The organism is Umezawaea sp. Da 62-37, assembly GCF_032460545.1.
Classification (GTDB): Bacteria; Actinomycetota; Actinomycetes; order Mycobacteriales; family Pseudonocardiaceae; genus Umezawaea.
On the sequence record NZ_CP135965.1, the window covers coordinates 9,834,605 to 9,850,603 of the forward strand.

At 71.5% G+C, this 15,999-nt stretch carries 15 protein-coding genes and 2 pseudogenes; 14 read left to right on the forward strand and 3 right to left on the reverse strand.

Going from position 1 to position 15,999, the window contains the following annotated elements:
• Positions 1–496 precede the first annotated feature (496 nt).
• The 13 genes and pseudogenes from RM788_RS44460 (at position 497) to RM788_RS44515 (ending at position 11,738) form a co-directional block, all read left to right on the forward strand.
• A complete protein-coding gene (locus RM788_RS44460) occupies positions 497–1,423 on the forward strand; it encodes a cysteine peptidase family C39 domain-containing protein (protein WP_315926666.1) in 927 nt (308 codons plus the stop codon).
• Positions 1,420–2,865, forward strand: a complete 1,446-nt coding sequence (locus RM788_RS44465) for an AMP-binding protein (RefSeq protein WP_315926668.1) — start codon at positions 1,420–1,422, stop codon at positions 2,863–2,865. The genes RM788_RS44460 and RM788_RS44465 overlap by 4 nt, the downstream gene beginning before the upstream one ends.
• Positions 2,865–3,140, forward strand: coding sequence for an acyl carrier protein (locus RM788_RS44470; RefSeq protein ID WP_315926670.1), 276 nt, complete (start codon positions 2,865–2,867; stop codon positions 3,138–3,140). Before RM788_RS44465 ends, RM788_RS44470 begins: the two co-directional genes overlap by 1 nt.
• Positions 3,137–4,570, forward strand: coding sequence for a class I adenylate-forming enzyme family protein (locus tag RM788_RS44475; protein ID WP_315926672.1), 1,434 nt, complete (start codon positions 3,137–3,139; stop codon positions 4,568–4,570). Before RM788_RS44470 ends, RM788_RS44475 begins: the two co-directional genes overlap by 4 nt.
• Complete coding sequence (locus RM788_RS44480) at positions 4,567–5,790, forward strand: type III PLP-dependent enzyme domain-containing protein (RefSeq protein WP_315926673.1); 1,224 nt, start codon at positions 4,567–4,569, stop codon at positions 5,788–5,790. Before RM788_RS44475 ends, RM788_RS44480 begins: the two co-directional genes overlap by 4 nt.
• A gap of 13 nt (positions 5,791–5,803) precedes the next feature.
• Positions 5,804–6,064 (forward strand): acyl carrier protein, encoded by a 261-nt coding sequence (locus RM788_RS44485; protein ID WP_315926675.1) that lies wholly within the window; start codon positions 5,804–5,806, stop codon positions 6,062–6,064.
• A complete protein-coding gene (locus RM788_RS44490; protein WP_315926677.1) occupies positions 6,061–7,242 on the forward strand; it encodes an acyl-CoA dehydrogenase family protein in 1,182 nt (393 codons plus the stop codon). Before RM788_RS44485 ends, RM788_RS44490 begins: the two co-directional genes overlap by 4 nt.
• On the forward strand, positions 7,239–7,877 hold the full coding sequence (locus tag RM788_RS44495) for a 4'-phosphopantetheinyl transferase family protein (protein ID WP_315926678.1): 639 nt from the start codon (positions 7,239–7,241) through the stop codon (positions 7,875–7,877). Before RM788_RS44490 ends, RM788_RS44495 begins: the two co-directional genes overlap by 4 nt.
• Entirely contained in the window at positions 7,874–9,187 is a 1,314-nt protein-coding gene (locus tag RM788_RS44500; protein WP_315926680.1) for a TrpB-like pyridoxal phosphate-dependent enzyme, read from the forward strand. Before RM788_RS44495 ends, RM788_RS44500 begins: the two co-directional genes overlap by 4 nt.
• A 56-nt stretch (positions 9,188–9,243) precedes the next feature.
• Positions 9,244–9,429, forward strand: a pseudogene (locus RM788_RS53210) (flavin reductase); the annotation flags it as partial.
• Positions 9,430–9,443: 14 nt separating this feature from the next.
• Entirely contained in the window at positions 9,444–9,683 is a 240-nt protein-coding gene (locus RM788_RS44505) for a flavin reductase (protein WP_315926682.1), read from the forward strand.
• Positions 9,684–9,697: 14 nt separating this feature from the next.
• On the forward strand, positions 9,698–10,510 hold the full coding sequence (locus tag RM788_RS44510; protein ID WP_315926684.1) for an enoyl-CoA hydratase-related protein: 813 nt from the start codon (positions 9,698–9,700) through the stop codon (positions 10,508–10,510).
• Entirely contained in the window at positions 10,503–11,738 is a 1,236-nt protein-coding gene (locus RM788_RS44515) for an aminotransferase family protein (protein ID WP_315926686.1), read from the forward strand. The genes RM788_RS44510 and RM788_RS44515 overlap by 8 nt, the downstream gene beginning before the upstream one ends.
• Before the next feature lie 21 nt (positions 11,739–11,759).
• Here RM788_RS44515 and RM788_RS44520 read toward each other — a convergent pair whose 3' ends face one another.
• Together RM788_RS44520 and RM788_RS44525 are read right to left on the reverse strand one after the other, a co-directional pair.
• Positions 11,760–12,719, reverse strand: coding sequence for a DMT family transporter (locus RM788_RS44520; RefSeq protein WP_315926688.1), 960 nt, complete (start codon positions 12,717–12,719; stop codon positions 11,760–11,762).
• A gap of 719 nt (positions 12,720–13,438) precedes the next feature.
• Positions 13,439–13,987 carry a GNAT family N-acetyltransferase gene (locus tag RM788_RS44525; protein ID WP_315926690.1) on the reverse strand — a complete coding sequence of 183 codons (549 nt, stop codon included), beginning with the start codon at positions 13,985–13,987 and terminating at the stop codon, positions 13,439–13,441.
• An 82-nt stretch (positions 13,988–14,069) separates the two neighbouring features.
• Between RM788_RS44525 and RM788_RS53215 the strand changes: the two are divergent.
• A pseudogene (locus RM788_RS53215) lies at positions 14,070–14,837 on the forward strand (transposase); the annotation flags it as partial.
• Here the strand turns inward: RM788_RS53215 and RM788_RS44540 are convergent.
• Positions 14,723–15,835: an IS3 family transposase gene (locus RM788_RS44540; protein WP_399342021.1), complete on the reverse strand. Its 1,113-nt coding sequence runs from the start codon at positions 15,833–15,835 to the stop codon at positions 14,723–14,725. The pseudogene RM788_RS53215 and the gene RM788_RS44540 sit on opposite strands and share 115 nt — an antisense overlap.
• Between the last annotated feature and the right edge of the window lie 164 nt (positions 15,836–15,999).

Below are 15,999 nucleotides of genomic sequence, written 5' to 3' on the forward strand. Positions count from 1 at the left end.
AGCAGATCATCCGGGTGTTGACAACTCTTCCGGTGGTTACCTGCAATGTGGTCTCGCGAAAAGTGATCTCCGAACATGCACTCTCTTGGACCAGTGCGGGTTCGACATTCGTGCGAGCGGCTCACGGGCTCGCCGCCCGTTGGGGGCCGGGTTACGCCGACCGGCCTCGTTTGCATCCGTACAACCTCGTTACGTCGCTGTTCAGCGCAATGGTTAGGGGCTTCGGTGCGGTTGCGGCGATCCTGGGAGGTCGGTAACAAGGGTTGAGCGCGGTCAAGTCGGGGAAATCGGATCGCACGGCCCGGAAGGGCTGTCGTCATCTGCTTGGGGGTCTGGGGTTCGTGTAGGAGCACCACCGATAGTGGAAACCTGTCCGCTTTTGGGTTTCCGCCTGCTGTGCTATCGAGGAGTTATTGTGGTCGACGTTGCCCAATCGCATTCTTATGCGCCCTGCGCGGCTTACTTGCGCAAAGTGGATTCCGCACACCTGGACTGCGTGTCCGACGACCTGGCCCTGCTGCTCGCCCAAGCAGGCGTGGTCGACGTGCGCTCGCCCTTCGCCGCGAACTGGAACTTCTGCCTGGTCGAGGACGTGGGAGGCCTGCCCCGGTGTGCCTTACCGCCGGCCGACCAGTCGGCGCAGCTCGCTCGGCGCACCGGGCTCGTGCCGCTGTGGCAGCGGATCGACGGTGACGTGGCGGCGGCGGTCGACGCGTGGAGCGAGGCGCTGCGCGGCGGCAGGGCGGTCCTCGTGGTGGGCGACGCCTACCACTTGCCCTGGCTGCCCTACGCGGGCAACGAGCACATGGAGCACGGGTTCGTCGTGGAGGGCATCGACTCCACCGACGGTATCCGCGAACCGGTCGTGCACGTGGTCGATCCATATGACAACACCACCTCCTACGGTCGGGCCACACCCCAGACCTGCAAGGTCTCGGTGGGAGACCTTGCCACCGCACTGGTCGGCGGGTCGTGGGCGGTGCTGGCCGCCATCGGCGAGCCCGAGCCGATCGACGTGTGCGTCCAAGTCCTGGCCAACGCGGCCGAGATCGTCGCGGCCGCGCAGGACGGCGCCTTCGCCCGCCTGGTCGACGGGCACCGCCACCTCGACGCGCGCGCGGTCGAACACCTGTCGTTGCAGACATGGCTGTTGTCGCGCAACCGGTCGCTGCACCAGCTGTGGCTACTCGACGTGCGCCCCCAACTCCGCGAGGCGGGTCTCGACGACCTGCCCGCCCGCTTCGACGCGGAGGTGGTGACCGCGTGGCGGCGCGCGACCGAGATGGCCTACCTGGCGTCGCGCCGCGTGCACGCGGGCCGGGCGGCCCCACCCTCGGTGCTCGCGGCCGTTGAACGGGCCCTGGACCACGAGTTCGAGACCGCCCAGCGGATCCTGCGCACCAGCGAGGACGTGCGGCCATGAGCATCCTGCGACACGTCTACGACGCCGCGCGGCGCCACCCCGACTCCGTCGCGCTGGTGGACGCGCGTGGCCGACGCACGACCTACGCCGACCTCGTGTCCGCGGTGGAGGGACTTGCCGCCTCGGTACTGGACCGGGTGGGCCGCGACGCACGGGTCGCGGTGCTCAGCGGCAAGGAGCCCCGCACCGTTATCGCCATGCTGGCGGTCCTGCGCGCGGGTTGTTCCTACGTACCCGTCGACGCCTCCGCGCCGATCGACCGGCAGCGGTTCATCGTCGAGGACGCCGGATGCGCGTTGGCGCTGGACCTCGACGTCGGGCCCGCCACCGCGAAACGACCCCTGCCGGACGAGGCCTACGTCCTCTACACCTCCGGCTCGACCGGCACCCCGAAAGGTGTCGTGATCACCCACGCCAACTCGGGCGCCTTCGTGGACTGGGCCCGCCGCGCCTTCCCGATCGAAGTGGGCGACCAGGTCGCCGTGCACGCGCCGCTGCACTTCGACCTGCCCGTCTACGACGTGTACGTCGGGCTCGCCGCGGGCGCGACCCTGCACCCGGTCCCCGAACGCGTCGCCCTGTTCCCCCAAGCGCTGCACCGGTTCCTGCGCGACCGCGCGATCACGCACCTCTACGCCGTGCCCTCCGCGCTCACCGCGCTGCTCACCCGCTCGACGCTGCCCACCGACGGGCTACCCGCGCTCAAGCAGATCCTCTACGCGGGCGAGGAGTTCCGCGCCGCGGCGCTGGCCGACCTGATGGCGGCGGTCCCGGCGGCCACCGTGGCCAACCTCTACGGCCCGATCGAGACCAACGTGATCACCAGCCACGTCGTGACCCGACCGCCACGGCCCGAGGAGCGGATCCCGGTGGGGCGTCCCGTGGACGGCGCGCTGATCGCGCTGCTCGCGGCGGACGGGACCGCGTCGTTCTCCGGTCCCGCCGAGGGTGAACTCGTCGTGGCCGGTCCATCCGTGACGCCCGGCTACCTCGGCAGACCGGACCTGACCGGTACCGCGACGGTCGTGCTGACCACCTCCGACGGCGAGAAGCCGTTCTACCGGACCGGCGACATCGCCCGCAGGGACCGCGACGGTCTGCTGCACCTGCTGGGCCGACGCGACGGACTGGTGAAGACCCGCGGCTACCGCGTCGAGATCGGCGAGGTGGAAACCGCCCTCGGCACCCACCCCGACCTGGCCGAGGTGGTCGTCGTGCCGGTACCCGACCCCCTGCTGACCACCCGGCTGCACGCGTTGGTGGTGCCGCGGCCCGGCCACCGCGCGCCCAGCGCCGCGGACGTGGTCGCGCACTGCCGTGACCGCCTGCCCGGCTACATGGTTCCCGGCGCCGTGCACGTCGTCGCCGACCTGCCGCGCACCAGCACCGGCAAGGTCGCCCGCGCCGAACTACCCGCGCTCGTCACCGGCGAGGAGTCGTGATGCCGTCCCGAGAGGAGCTGACCGGGCGGGTCGCCGCGGCCGTGGGCGCGGTGCTCGGCGTGCCCGACTCCGCGACCCGCACGACGCCGACGCTGTTCGACCTGCCCGGCTTCGATTCCCTGGCGGTGGTGGCCGTGCTCGACCGGCTGGAGTCCGAACTGGACGTCGAGGTGCCCGCGGACCTGATCGTGCCCGAGGCGTTCGAGTCCCTGGAATCCCTGACCGACCTGCTGGCGGCCGCGACCGCCACCCCGATGACGGAGGCGACCCCGTGACCGGCCTGCTGCACGACCTGCTCGACCAGCGAGCCTCGCTGACCCCGCACGCCCCGGCCGTGCGCCGGGGGGACCGCATCTGGACCTATCACGACCTGCTGCGCAAATCCCTCGCGTGCGCGGAGTGGTTGCGGGCCAAGGGGGTGCGCCGCGGGGACCGGGTGCTGGTGCTCGCGCCGCACGCGCCGGAGACCGCCGCGCTGGTGTACGCCTGCTCCCGGCTCGGCGCCCTGCACGTCGTGCTCAGCGACCGCGTCCGCCCCTACCACCTCGACCACATCCTCGCCGACAGCGAACCCGCCGTGGTGCTCACCGGCGACGACCTGGGCGAACTGCCCGACGAACCGGCGGGCGCCCCGCCGTCGGGCGCGCCGTGCCTGCCGGTCGATCCGGTCGCGCTCATCTACACCTCCGGCAGCACCGCCATGCCCAAAGCGGTCGTCTCCACCCACGCCCAGGTCCGGTTCGCCGTCGCGGCGATCCAGGAGCGGCTGCGCTACCGGGCCGACGACGTCGTGTTCTGCTGCCTGCCCCTGTCCTTCGACTACGGCCAGTACCAGATGTACCTGTCGTGCCAGGCGGGGTCGTGCCTGGTGATCGCCGACGACGCCGACGCCGGACCCGCGCTGCTCACCCGGCTGATCGAGCACCGGGTGTCGGTGTTCCCGCTGGTGCCCAGCCTCGCCGCCACCCTCGGCAGGCTCGTGCACCGCGCGGGCCATTCGCCAGGGAGGCTGCGCCTGGTCACCAACACCGGCGCGGCGCTGCCCGCCACCGCCTCCGCCCGGCTGCGCGACGCGATCCCCGGCCTGGACGTGGTCGCGATGTTCGGGCTCACCGAGTGCAAACGCGTGTCGATCGCCGAACCGAACTCCGACCTGACCCGGCCCGGCTCGGCCGGGACCCCACTGCCGGGCACCGAGGCCTACGCGGTCGACGGCGACGGGAACCGGTTGCCCGCAGGGGAGATCGGCGAACTGGTCGTGCGCGGCCAGCACGTGATGGCAGGGTACTGGCGGGCTCCCGAGCTGACCGCGAAGCGGTTCCGGCGCGACGAGTTCGGTCAGCCGGTGCTGTTCACCGGCGACCGCTGCCGCTTCGACGCCGACGGCCACCTCCACTTCATCGGCCGCACCGACGACATCTACAAGCAGCGCGGTTTCCGGGTCAGTTCGCTGGAGGTGGAAGCCGCCGCCCTGGACGTGCCGGGAGTGGAGCTGGCCGCCGTCCTGCCGCCGGGGGAGCAGTGCCCCGTGGCGCGACTGGCCGTCACCGGCGACATCCCCGAGCGGGATCTCGTCGACGAGCTCGGCGCCCGGCTGGAGGAGCACAAGCTGCCCGGCCAGTACCACGTGCTCGCCGACCTGCCGCTCAGCGTCAACGGCAAGATCGACAAGAAGGCCCTCACCGAGCGGTTGGCGCTGCGATGACCCCCGCCGAGATCGCCGCGCGGTTCGGCACGCCCGCCTACGTCTACGACCTCGACGCCGTCACGGCCGCGCACGCCGACCTGCGGTCCGCGCTGCCCGACCCGTCCGTCCTGTACTACTCGCTCAAGGCCAACCCCCACCCCGCGGTCATCGGCGAACTGGCCCGGCTGGGCTGCCGCGCCGAGGTCAGCTCCGATGGCGAGGTGGACGCGGCGCTCGCCGCGGGCGTGCGCCCCGACGCGGTGATGCTCACCGGCCCCGGCAAGTCCGGTCGCGTGATCGACCACGCGCTGCGTCGCGGCGTCACCCGGTTCTCCGTGGACTCGCCCACCGACCTGCGCCGGGTCGGCGACCACGCCGAACGCCACGGCGTGCGGACCTCCTGCCTGCTGCGCGTCAACGCCGACGAGGCCGCAGCGGGTTCGGGACTGACGATGACGGGTACCGCGTCGCAGTTCGGCGCGGACGCGGGCTGGGTCGCCGCCCGCCCGGAGGAGTTCCGCGGCCACAAGACCGCCACCGTCACCGGCCTGCACCTGTACATGGGCAGCAACCTCATGGACGAGGACGCGCTGGCCCACCAGTTGGAGATGGCGATCGACCTCGCCGCGCGGATGATCGGGCACCTCGGCGACCTGGAGGAGGTCGACCTCGGCGGCGGCTTCGGAGCACCCTACGCCCACCGCGGCGCCCGCCCCCGGTTCCCCGGTCTGGCCGACCGGCTCACCCGCGTGCTCGACGACCGGCTGCCGGGCTGGCGCGGCGGCGCCCCGCTGATCGCGTTCGAGTCCGGACGCCACCTGGTCGCCGACTCCGGCCTGCTGCTCGCCGGGGTCGTGGACGTCAAGCGGTCCAAGGGGGAGACGTTCGTGGTGCTGGACTGCGGCGTCAACCACCTCGGCGGGATGTCCGGGCTGCGGCGCCTGCCTCGCGTGGCACCCGACGTGGTCGGCGGCGACGCCGCGGACGTGGTCACCGCCACCCTCGTCGGCCCGCTGTGCACACCTCTGGACACCCTCGGCCGCGACGTCCGCGTCCCGCGCGTGAGCCCCGGTGACCTGCTCGTCGTGCCCAACGTCGGCGCCTACGGCCTGACCGCGAGCCTGCTGGCCTTCCTCGGTCACACCCCACCCGCGGAGGTGGTGCTGCGCGGCGGCGAGGTCTTCGACGTCACCCGGCTCACCCTCACCCGCACCTCCACCTCTGTCCACAGTGGATGAAAGGACGACACCCGTGGAAGACAAGGACTTCGACACCGTGCTGCGGCGCCACCTGAGGAACCTGCCCGACGGACAGGAACTCGCGCCCGACGAGCCGCTCAAGAAACTCGGTCTGGACTCGATGCAGGCCGTCGAGCTGCTGTTCGACCTGGAGGACGAACTCGGCGTCGTCCTGCCCGACGAGATGATGACCGGTGACACCTTCGCCACCCGTGCCAGCCTGCACGACGCGGTCAGCAGCGCCGTCGACACATCCGCGGGCAGCTCGTCGTGACCGCCACGACCGCCACCGCGATCACCCTGTCCGAGCGCGTCGAGGCTGTGCTGCCGGTGCTGCGCGACCACGCCCGTCGGGTCGACACCGACGCCGTGTTCCCCGTGGAACCCCTGCGAGCGCTGCGTCGCAGCGGACTGATGGGCCTGCTCGTGCCCACCGGCCACGGCGGACTCGGCGGCGGTCTGGACGACCTCGTGCGCGTCGCCGCCGACCTGTCCGGCGCCTGCCTGTCCACCGGGATGATCTGGGCGATGCACTGCCAGCAGGTCGCCGCGCTGGCCATCCACGGCGGACCCGAACTCAGGGCGCGACTGCTGCCGCGACTGGCCGCGGGCGAGGTCTACATCGCCTCCGTGACCAGCGAGAAGGTCAAGGGCGGCCACCTGCTCACCGCACGCGCACCGCTGCACCGCGACGAGGACGGCATCGGGATCGACCGCGACGCACCGATCGTCACCGGCGGCTCGCACGCCGACGGGTTCCTCATGACCATGCGCGACGACGCCGCCGCGCACGACGGCGAGGTGTCACTGGTCTACGCCGACCGCGAGCAGCTGACCGCGACCCCGGCGGAGAACCACTCGTGGGACCCGATGGGCATGCGCGGCACGCACAGCGGACCGCTGCACCTGTCCGGCCGCGTGGACGAGACCGCGCTCGTCGGCGGACGGGGCGGGTTCCGCGACGTGGCACTGCGCACGTTCGTGCCGGTGGGCCACATCGCGTGGGCGGCGTGCTGGCTCGGTGCCGCGCGAGCGGCCCTGCGCGCCGTGGTGGAGCTGGTGCGCAGCCCGGCCGGGCGCAAGCAGTTCGACGTCGACTCCGAGTTGCTGCGCTCCCGGCTGGCCAGGGTGCGCCTGGACCTCGACACGACAGCCGCCCTGCTGGCCCAGGTCGTCCGCGATACCGGCCTGGCGTCCGACCCGGAGGCACCGGACGTGCAGCTGCGCCTCAACGGGCTCAAGGTGCACGCCGCCGAACGCTCCTTCGCCGTCGTCGACGCCCTCGTGGAGGTCGTGGGCCTGCGCCACGGCTACCTGCGCGACGGCGCGCTGCCGCTGGAACGGCTGTTCCGCGACCTGCGCTCGGCCTCGCTCAACTACGCCAACGACCGGCTGCTGGCCGCCAACGGCGCACTCGTGCTGGTCGACCGGTCCGTCGGGTTGGCGCTGTGACGGACGCCGAGGTCCTGATCGTGCCGGTGCTGCCCGGACGTGCGCCGGTGCACGTGCTCGTGTCATCGGCCGCCGACACGGGCACCCGCTACGCCGACGCGGAGGAACACGCGGCCGCGGCGACGATGGGCCCGCACCGGGCGGAGGAGTTCCTGCGCGGCCGTTCGCTGCTGCGCGACCTCGTGGCGCAAGTCCTGGGCTCCGCCGCCGCCTCGGCCCCGATGCGGACCACCCCGCGCGGCAAACCCGTGCTGGGCCGGGGGTTCGACGTGTCGATCTCGCACACCGGCACCCACACCGCCGCGGCCGTGTGGACCGACGGCGGGATCGGCGTCGACGTCGCCGACCCGCCGCTGCCGCTCGACGCCCGGCTGGTCCGCCGTTGCTGCGGCGCCCACGCCGAGGACGTGCTGGCCCGACCCGACCGGGCCGCGGTGTTCAGCCGGGTCTGGGCCGTGCAGGAAGCGTGCGTCAAAGCCATCGGCATGGGCCTCGCGGCGATCCCGTGGCGCATCCCCGTCCACCCCGATCGGCGCCACGGCTCGTGGCACCGGGTGCGGTGGAACCTGCCCGACGTCGACTTCCCCTGCGCGCTCGCCCTCGCGGTCGCGCCCCACCCGCTGGAGGACCGGTGAAAGCGCCCGAGGCCTGGTACAACATCCTGGCCGATCTCGACTTCGACCTGCCGCCCGACCTGCCGCCGCCCGCCTACCGCGACGGCGCCCGGCTCGACCCGCAGGTGCCGTTGAGCCTGATCCGCCAGGAGATGTCGAGGAAGCGCTGGATCCCCATCCCCGCCGAGGTCGGCAGGCGCTACGCCCGCTGGCGCGCCACCCCGTTGCGCCGCGCGACGGAGCTGGAGGCCGCGCTGGGCACCCGCGCCCGCCTGTACTACAAGTACGAGGGCGACAACCCCTCCGGCAGCCACAAGCTCAACACCGCCATCGCCCAGGCCCACTACTACAAGGCCGCGGGCGCGAAACGGCTCGCCGTCGCCACCGGCGCGGGCCAATGGGGCACCGCGGTGGCCACGGCGTGCCGCATGTTCGGCCTGGAGTGCGTGGTCTACATGGTGCGCACCAGCCTGGAGAACAAGCCGCACCGGCGCACCATCATGGAGATGCTCGGCGCGACCGTCATCGCCAGCCCCAGCGACACCACCGGGGCGGGCCGCCGGTTCACCGACGAGCACTCCGGCACGCTGTCCATCGCGCTCGCCGAGGCCATGGAGGCCACCAAGGAACCGGGGACGCGGTTCTGCGCGGGCAGCGGTGAGACGTACTCGTTGCTGCACAACACGGTCATGGGCCTGGAGGCGCACGAACAGCTCGCCGAGCACGGGGAGCACGCGGACATCGTGGTGGCCGGGCTCGGCGCGGGCAGCAACTTCGCCGGGCTCGCCTTCCCGTTCCTGCGCCCCGGATTCGGCCCGACCCGCTGCGTGTCCGTGGAGCCCGCGGCGTGCCCGAAGCTCACCAGGGGCCGCTACGCCTACGACTTCACCGACAGCTCCGAGCAGAACCCGTTGCAGAAGATGTACACGCTGGGATCGCGGTTCGTCCCGCCCAGCATGCACGCTGGCGGCCTGCGCTACCACGCCACCGCCAAGATCGTGAGCGCGATGTACGACCGCGGCCTCGTGGAAGCCGTGGCCTACCAGCAGCGCGAGGTCTTCGAGTCCGCGGTGCTGTTCGCCAGGGCCGAGGGCGTGGTGCCCGCCCCGGAGAGCGCGCACGCCGTGCACGGCGCCGTCGTCGAAGCCGCCAAGGCCGACCGCGACGGGCGGTCCCCGGCGATCCTGTTCTCCCTCAGCGGCCACGGGCTGTTCGACATGGCCGCCTACCGGTCCTACCTGGACGGTCGGGTGGACGTCGACATCGAGGTGACCGAGGAGGACATCGCGCGCTCGCTCGCGCACCTCCCGGCCCAACCCGAACCCGTGTGACCACGGCGGGGGAGAGGAACACCATGCACACCGAGGAGTTGTCCTTCCGGGACTTCATGACCCAGTGGCCGACCGGTGTCACCGTCGTGACGACCACCGACGGCAGCGCGCCCGCCGGGTGCACCGTCAACGCGATGATGTCGTTGTCCGTCAGACCACCGATGCTGCTGGTGTCACTGGCCCTGGGCAGCGGCACGCTCGCGGCGATCCGCCGATCCGGCACGTTCGGGGTGAGCGTGCTCGGTGCCCGGCAGGGGTGCTCTGCGACCGCTTCGCCACCGGCCCGCAGGACGAGCGGTTCCGCGACGTGCCCACGCGGACCGTCAACGGCGTCCCCCTGCTCGCCGACGCCGCGGCCGCGGTGGTGTGCGACCTGCGCGACGAACTCGCCTACGCCGACCACGCCCTGCTCGTGGGCGCGCCGACGTGGCACACCGTCGACGCCACGGGCGCGCCGCTGGTGCTGCACCAGCGCGGCTTCCACTCGTTGAGCTGAAGGGAGGACCGCCAGTGCAGTTCCGCACCTTCTCGATCGAAGTGGACCGCGGTGTCGCGACGGTCGTGCTGCGCGGCACCGGCGGCGGCAACGCCATGGGCGGTCTGGTGTGGACCGAACTGCCCGCCGTGGTGGCGGCGCTGGACGCCGACGAGGCCGTGCGCGCGGTCGTGCTGCGCGGAGCCGGGGAATGTTTCAGCACCGGACTGGACCTGCGCTGGTACCTGCCGCACTACCGGCGCCTCACCCGCCACCCCGACACCCTGCCAGCGCGGCTGCTCACCGAGGCCACCGCGATGCAGGAGGCCATCAGCGCCGTGGCCGGCAGCGGACTGCCGTGGATCGCGGCCGTGCACGGCGACTGCGTCGGCGCCGGACTGGACCTCGTCTCGGCGTGCGACATCCGACTGGCGGCCGCCGACGCGTCCTTCTCCCTGCGCGAGATCCGCATCGGCATCGTGGCCGACCTCGGCAGCCTGCAACGCCTGCCGCACATCGTGGGCGCCGCCGCGACCCGCGAGTTCGCCCTCACCGGTCGCGACATCAGCGCCGGGGAGGCATTGGCCAGGGGACTGGTCACCAGGGTGCTGCCCGACCTCGACGCGCTGGTCGAGGACGCGACGGGCGTCGCCGCACGGATCGCCGCGTACGCGCCCGCCACCGTGGCCGGCGTCAAGTCGGTCCTGGACCGCACCAGGGACATGTCCGTGGCCGAAGGACTGCGCCACGTCGCGTTGTGGAACGCGGCCTTCCTGCCCCACCCCGCACTTCCGGACCTGCTCGCCTCCGCGCTCAGGTCGTCCACCAATGGAGGAACCGATGACTGAACACCACGCGTTGTGGTTCAACGCGCTCACCACGAAGACCTCTCCGGAGGACGTGCGCGACCGCGCGCTGGTCTCCGGAGAGGGCTGCCACGTCACCGACGCCGCGGGCCGCCGGTACCTCGACGCCCGCTCGGCGCTGTGGAACGCGGGCCTGGGCTACTCCAACACCGCCGTCGCCGACGCCGTGCGCGCCCAGCTCGACCAGTTGCCGGTGGCGCAGCTGATCCGCCACGACCAGCCGCCGCAGGTGAGCCTGCGCTACGCCGAGCGCCTGGTCGCGGTCCTGCCCGAGCACCTGCGGCACGTGCGGCTGTGCAGCACCGGATCGCAGGCGGTCGAGGGCGCGGTGTTCCTGTCGCGGTTCGTCCGCATCCTCCAAGGCGACCCCGACCGCAGCCAGGTCATCGCCCAGCACGACGGCTACCACGGCATCGGTGGCCTGGCCAGCGCGGTGACCGGTGAACCCGAGCTGCACGAGCTGCACGGGCCCCTCGTGCCCGGAGTGCACCACGTGCGTCCGTGGGACATGGAGGAGCTGCGGACCGCGCTCGACCGGATCGGGCCCGGCAGGGTCACCGCGATCATCCTCGAACCGATCCTCGGCACCGGCGCGCTGGAGGCGCCGCCCGGATACCTGGAGGAAGTGCAGCGCCTGTGCCGGGAGCACGGCGTCCACTTCGTCGTCGACGAGGTGTCGACCGGGTTCGGGCGGACCGGCACGCTCACGGTCACCGAGGAACTCGGTCTGGAGCCCGACATGCTGCTGCTGAGCAAGGCGATCAGCGCCGGCTACACGCCCCTCGCGGCGATCGCCACGACCGCCGAGATCCTGGCGGGCGCGCTCGCCCGCCCGGACGTCGTGTTCCCGCACGGGTCCACCGCAGACGGCAACCCGGTGTCCGCCGCCGCAGGTCTGGCCGTGCTGGACGAACTCGCCGACGGCGTGGTGCTGGAGAACGTGCGCGCCCGCGGCGCGCAGCTGACCGCCGGTCTGGCCGCGTTGCCGTCGGTGCTCCGCGTGCGGGGACGCGGCCTCATGCTGGGTGTCGACCTGGAACTCCCCGCCGAGGCCGTGGCGGAGCTGCGCCTGCGCTGCCGGGAAGCGGGGTTGCTGGTGTCCACGGCGGGCAGCACCGTGATCGTCACCCCGCCGCTGGTCATCACGGCCGCGGACTGCGACGAACTGGTCGGTCTCCTGGCCGTGTGCCTGGCGCCCGTGACCGCGTGATCTGATCGCGGGACGGGGCGGCTACCGGCCGCCCCGTCCCACGACAGCGGGTTCCGCCGCCTGTTCGGCGGGCTTCTGCAACCGGATCACCAGCACCACGCCGACGATGATCAGGGCGAAGCCCAGCACCTGCCCCAGTGGCGGCCACTCGCGCCGGGCGGCGTACACGTAGGTGTAGCCCGACAACGTCTCGATGTTGACCAGCATCCCGGCGACGGTGGGGGACAACCCGGCCGACGCGGCGTTCCACAGCCACGTCGCCACCCAGGAGACCAGCACGCCGAGCACGAGCGCCACCGCCACGAACCCCAGTGCGTCGGTGGCGCCGGGCGCGGTGTCGAACTGGCCGGTCGTGAGGGCCAGCGGGAGGGCCACCACCGTGACGACACCGGTGGCGACACCCACGACCGTCGCCCACTGCCCGGCGGGCACGTCGGGGTTCTCCGCCATGAACCGGGCGTTCGCGATGCCGTACCAGGTCCACAGCGCCACTGCCCCGCAGCACGCGAGCAGACCCAGCACCTTCGTGGTCGTGGAGGTGGGCTCGGTGGCCTGCGCGCCGCTGATCTCCAGGGCGTTGACCACGACCAGCCCGACGGCCACCAGCGACACCGGGACGAGCAGACTGCGCCACGGGCACATCCGGGTCGTCCGGTTGCCGACCACCGCCATCACCACGGGGATGCAGCCGATGACCATGTTGGTGACCGGCGCGCCCACCGTCTGGATGCCCACCACGAGCAGCAGGTAGTACCCGGCGTTGCCGGCTACGCCGAACGCGACCGCTGGACGCCAGTGCTTGCGGGCCACTCGTCGCACCGCCGCACCGCCGAGCGCGAAGAGCACCAGCGACAGCACGCCGTAGGCCAGGTAACGGCCCACCGTGACGGCCACCGCCGACCACCCCGACAGCAGGTCGGGCAACACGAACGCCAGCCCCCACACCAGCCCCGCGCTGATCCCCGCACCAAGTGCGACCATCCTCGACCCACGACCAGGTAACACGGCGTCTCCCTCTCCCGAAGCACGTCCCAGGGGAGTAGCACCAACTCCCAGGGCATAAACCGAGCGTGTACGGCCGGTCACCGACCGGCGCAATGGCTCGCGGTGGCCCTTCCGAGGGGCCGACCTGCATGGTGCCAAGCCGGGTGTCGTGCTTGCCTGCGACGTCATCCGTGCAGGCCCGGCAGCATGGTGGTGTGACTTGCCCGCGGACGTTGGACACCAGACACACTCAGATCCCCGGTAAGCGTGCACCGACCTGTGATGGCGGTGCGTCTGCGGCCTCGGCGAGTTGGGCCCCGCCTCGGTAGCCGCAACCTGTTCGACACTGAGTGCTCTCGCTGATCGGCTTGCAGTCACATGAGCTGGGTGAACGCACGAGGACGCCGAGGTCGGTCATCGCATTGCTCCCCAGAGGCGCCTGCGGATCGTCACCGGCGAGGTGGGCGCAGGCGTTCTGTCGTGCTCCCGGCGACCGCTGGAAGGCGAGGTCGACCTCCCGCACGCTCCCGGTCTGCTCCCCGGTCGTCGGAGAAAGGTGACGTCACCGGGGCACATCTTGGGCACTCAGTGCGATCCGCCGCCCGGATCGGCACGGTTGGACCTGGTTGGCGGCGTGCTCCACCAGGCCAGGCGGCGCGCCGAGGCCCCAGGGCCGATCGGTGGCCTCGTGGATCCTTCGCGCCGTCGCCGCGAACTCAACCGGACGGTGTGACCGAGGACCACTCGCCGAACCACTGTTCGGCACCGAACGCCTCGAACCTCTCCACCTCGGTGAACCCCAACTTCGCGGCGAGGCGCATCGCGCGGTCGTTGGCAGCCTGGGTGCAGAGCACCACCGGCTCGCCGGGAAGCGTGTCGGCGAACCAGCCGAGCGCCGCCGCGCACGCCTCGGTGGCGTACCCGCGTCCCCACGCCTCCGGCAGGAACAGGTAGCCGAGCCAGGCCTCCCCAGCATCAGGACGGGCGGGACCCGGATGCTCCGCGTCGCGCCGATCGAACGTGATCATGCCGATCATCGCCGCGTCGAGATCGACCACGAAGAAGGCAGGGCGCCGACCGGGCACCTCGGGAACCGTGCGCTCAAGCTCGTCACGCGGCCGAGCACCACCGATGTAGGCGCCCACCTCCGGCGAAGCGAACAACTCGATGAGCGCCGCACGATCCCGGGCCTCGGACTCGCGGAGCACGAGCCGCTCGGTCCTGATCGAGGCGGGTGGCCAGGCATCAGGTCCAAGCTCAGTCACGCCGGGCAACCTATCGCACGCCCGCCGGGCAGAAGCCTCCGACGACGCACAGCGGAAGCAGGTTCGTCAGTACCGGGGGCAGATCCCGTCACCGGGTCGGCCAACGGTCGCCTGGCGCGAGGATCGCGTCAGGTTCTGGGCGTCGATCGCCAGCGGTGTCCTGACCGACGAGGCGTCGGAGGCGGCCAGGGTGTCGGCATCGGTGGGCTACCGGTGGTTCCGTCACGCTGGCGGAGTATACCCGCGACTGTCCACAACGGTCTCCGGCCGATACCCGTTGTCCGTCGAGCGTGAGGACATCGCGCTGCTGCGCGCTCAAGGCCTCGGAGTGCGCGCGATCGGCAGGCGGCTTGGCAGGGATACCGCGACGATTTCCCGGGAGCTGCGCAGCAACGCCTCCACCCGGACCTACGGCGTTGACCACGAAGCCTCGACCGCGCAATGGCATGCCGAACGGGGCGTGAGGCGCCCCAAGGTCTCCAAGCTGGTCGTGAACGAACGGCTGCGCGACTACGTCCAGCAGCGCTTGTCCGGTGAGGTCCGTGACACCGACGGCGCCGCGATCGGCCCCGACGGTCCGCGTGGAAGGGACGGAACAAGCCGCATCGCGGTGATCGGGACCTGGGTCACGGCGTGGAGTCCGGAGCAGATCGCGAACCGGCTTCCGGTCTACTTCGTTGATCCGCATTCTCCTTGGCGACGTGGCACCAACGAGAACACGAATAGCTTGCTGCGTCAGTGCTTCCCGAAAGGCACCGACCTATCCCGTCGGAGTGCTGAGGACATCGCCGCGGTCGCGACCGCGCTCAACTCGCGGCCCCGCAAGACACTGGGCTGGAAGGCACCTGCGAACCCTCGACGATCACCTGCGATCTGTCCAGGACACCGGTGGTGCGACGACCAGTTGAATCCGCCCTGCATTCCGCGGTCGCTGTGGTGGACCAGACCTGCCAGGTCGGTGCCCTCGGCCTGGCGGCGCCAGATCGCCATCTGCAACGCGTCCAGCGCCAGGTCGGTGTAAAGGCTGGTGGCGACCTGCCAGCCCACGATCACGCGGGAGAACGCATCGAGCACGAACGACGCGTACACCCAGCCAGCGGCGGTGTGCACGTAAGTGATGTCCGCTACCCACAGCTCATTCACGCTCGTGGCCGTGAAGTCGCGTTTCACGAGGTCAACTGGCCTGCCGGTCTCCGCCGCAGGCCGTGTCGTGCGCGGGGACTTGTCACGGAGCAGGCCACGGAGCCCGTTCTCGCGCATGAGCCGCCCGATGGTGCACCGGGCCACCTCGATGCCGTAGCGGTTCAGCTCGGCCCAGACTTTCTTCGACCCGTAGACGCCGTAGTTGTCCTCGTGCACCCGCGTGATCTTCCCGGCCAGTTCCCGGTCTCGTGCCGCACGGGCCGAGTCCGGGCGGGAGCGGGCCGCGTAGTACGTCGACGGTGCGATCCCGGCGGGCGTCTGCTCGAGCGCCTTCAGGACCGGCTGGACACCGTGTTCCTCCCGCTGGGAATCGACGAACCCGACCCTTCGTCGCGACGGACGGTCCAGCTCCGCCGCAAAGGAACTCGCCGCCGACCTCAGGATCTGATTCGCCCGTCGCAGTTCGCGGTTCTCCCGTTCCAACCGCGCGACCCGCTCCGCATCACCGGTCGTGGTGCCAGGCCGGTCACCGGCATCGATCTCCGCACGCTTGACCCAGGTCCGCAACGCCTCGGGATGGATCCCGAGCTGATCGGCGATCCGCTTGATCGCCCGGGTCATCGTGGCCGGGTCCCGTCGGGCCTGCACGACCATCCGGGTCGCCCGCTCACGCAGGTCATCGGGGTACTTCTTCGGTGGCGCCATCGCTCCTCGCCTTCCCCGGCTTGATGGTCTCCATCAATCCCAGTGCGCGACAGACGTTCCCCTGCGGCCATAGGTGAGGTAGAGAAAATTTCTTGCCTCGGAGAGAACGTTGACCTAATCCGTTCCGTTCGTCATGGTTACGAGCATCTGGGAGCGCTCCCAGG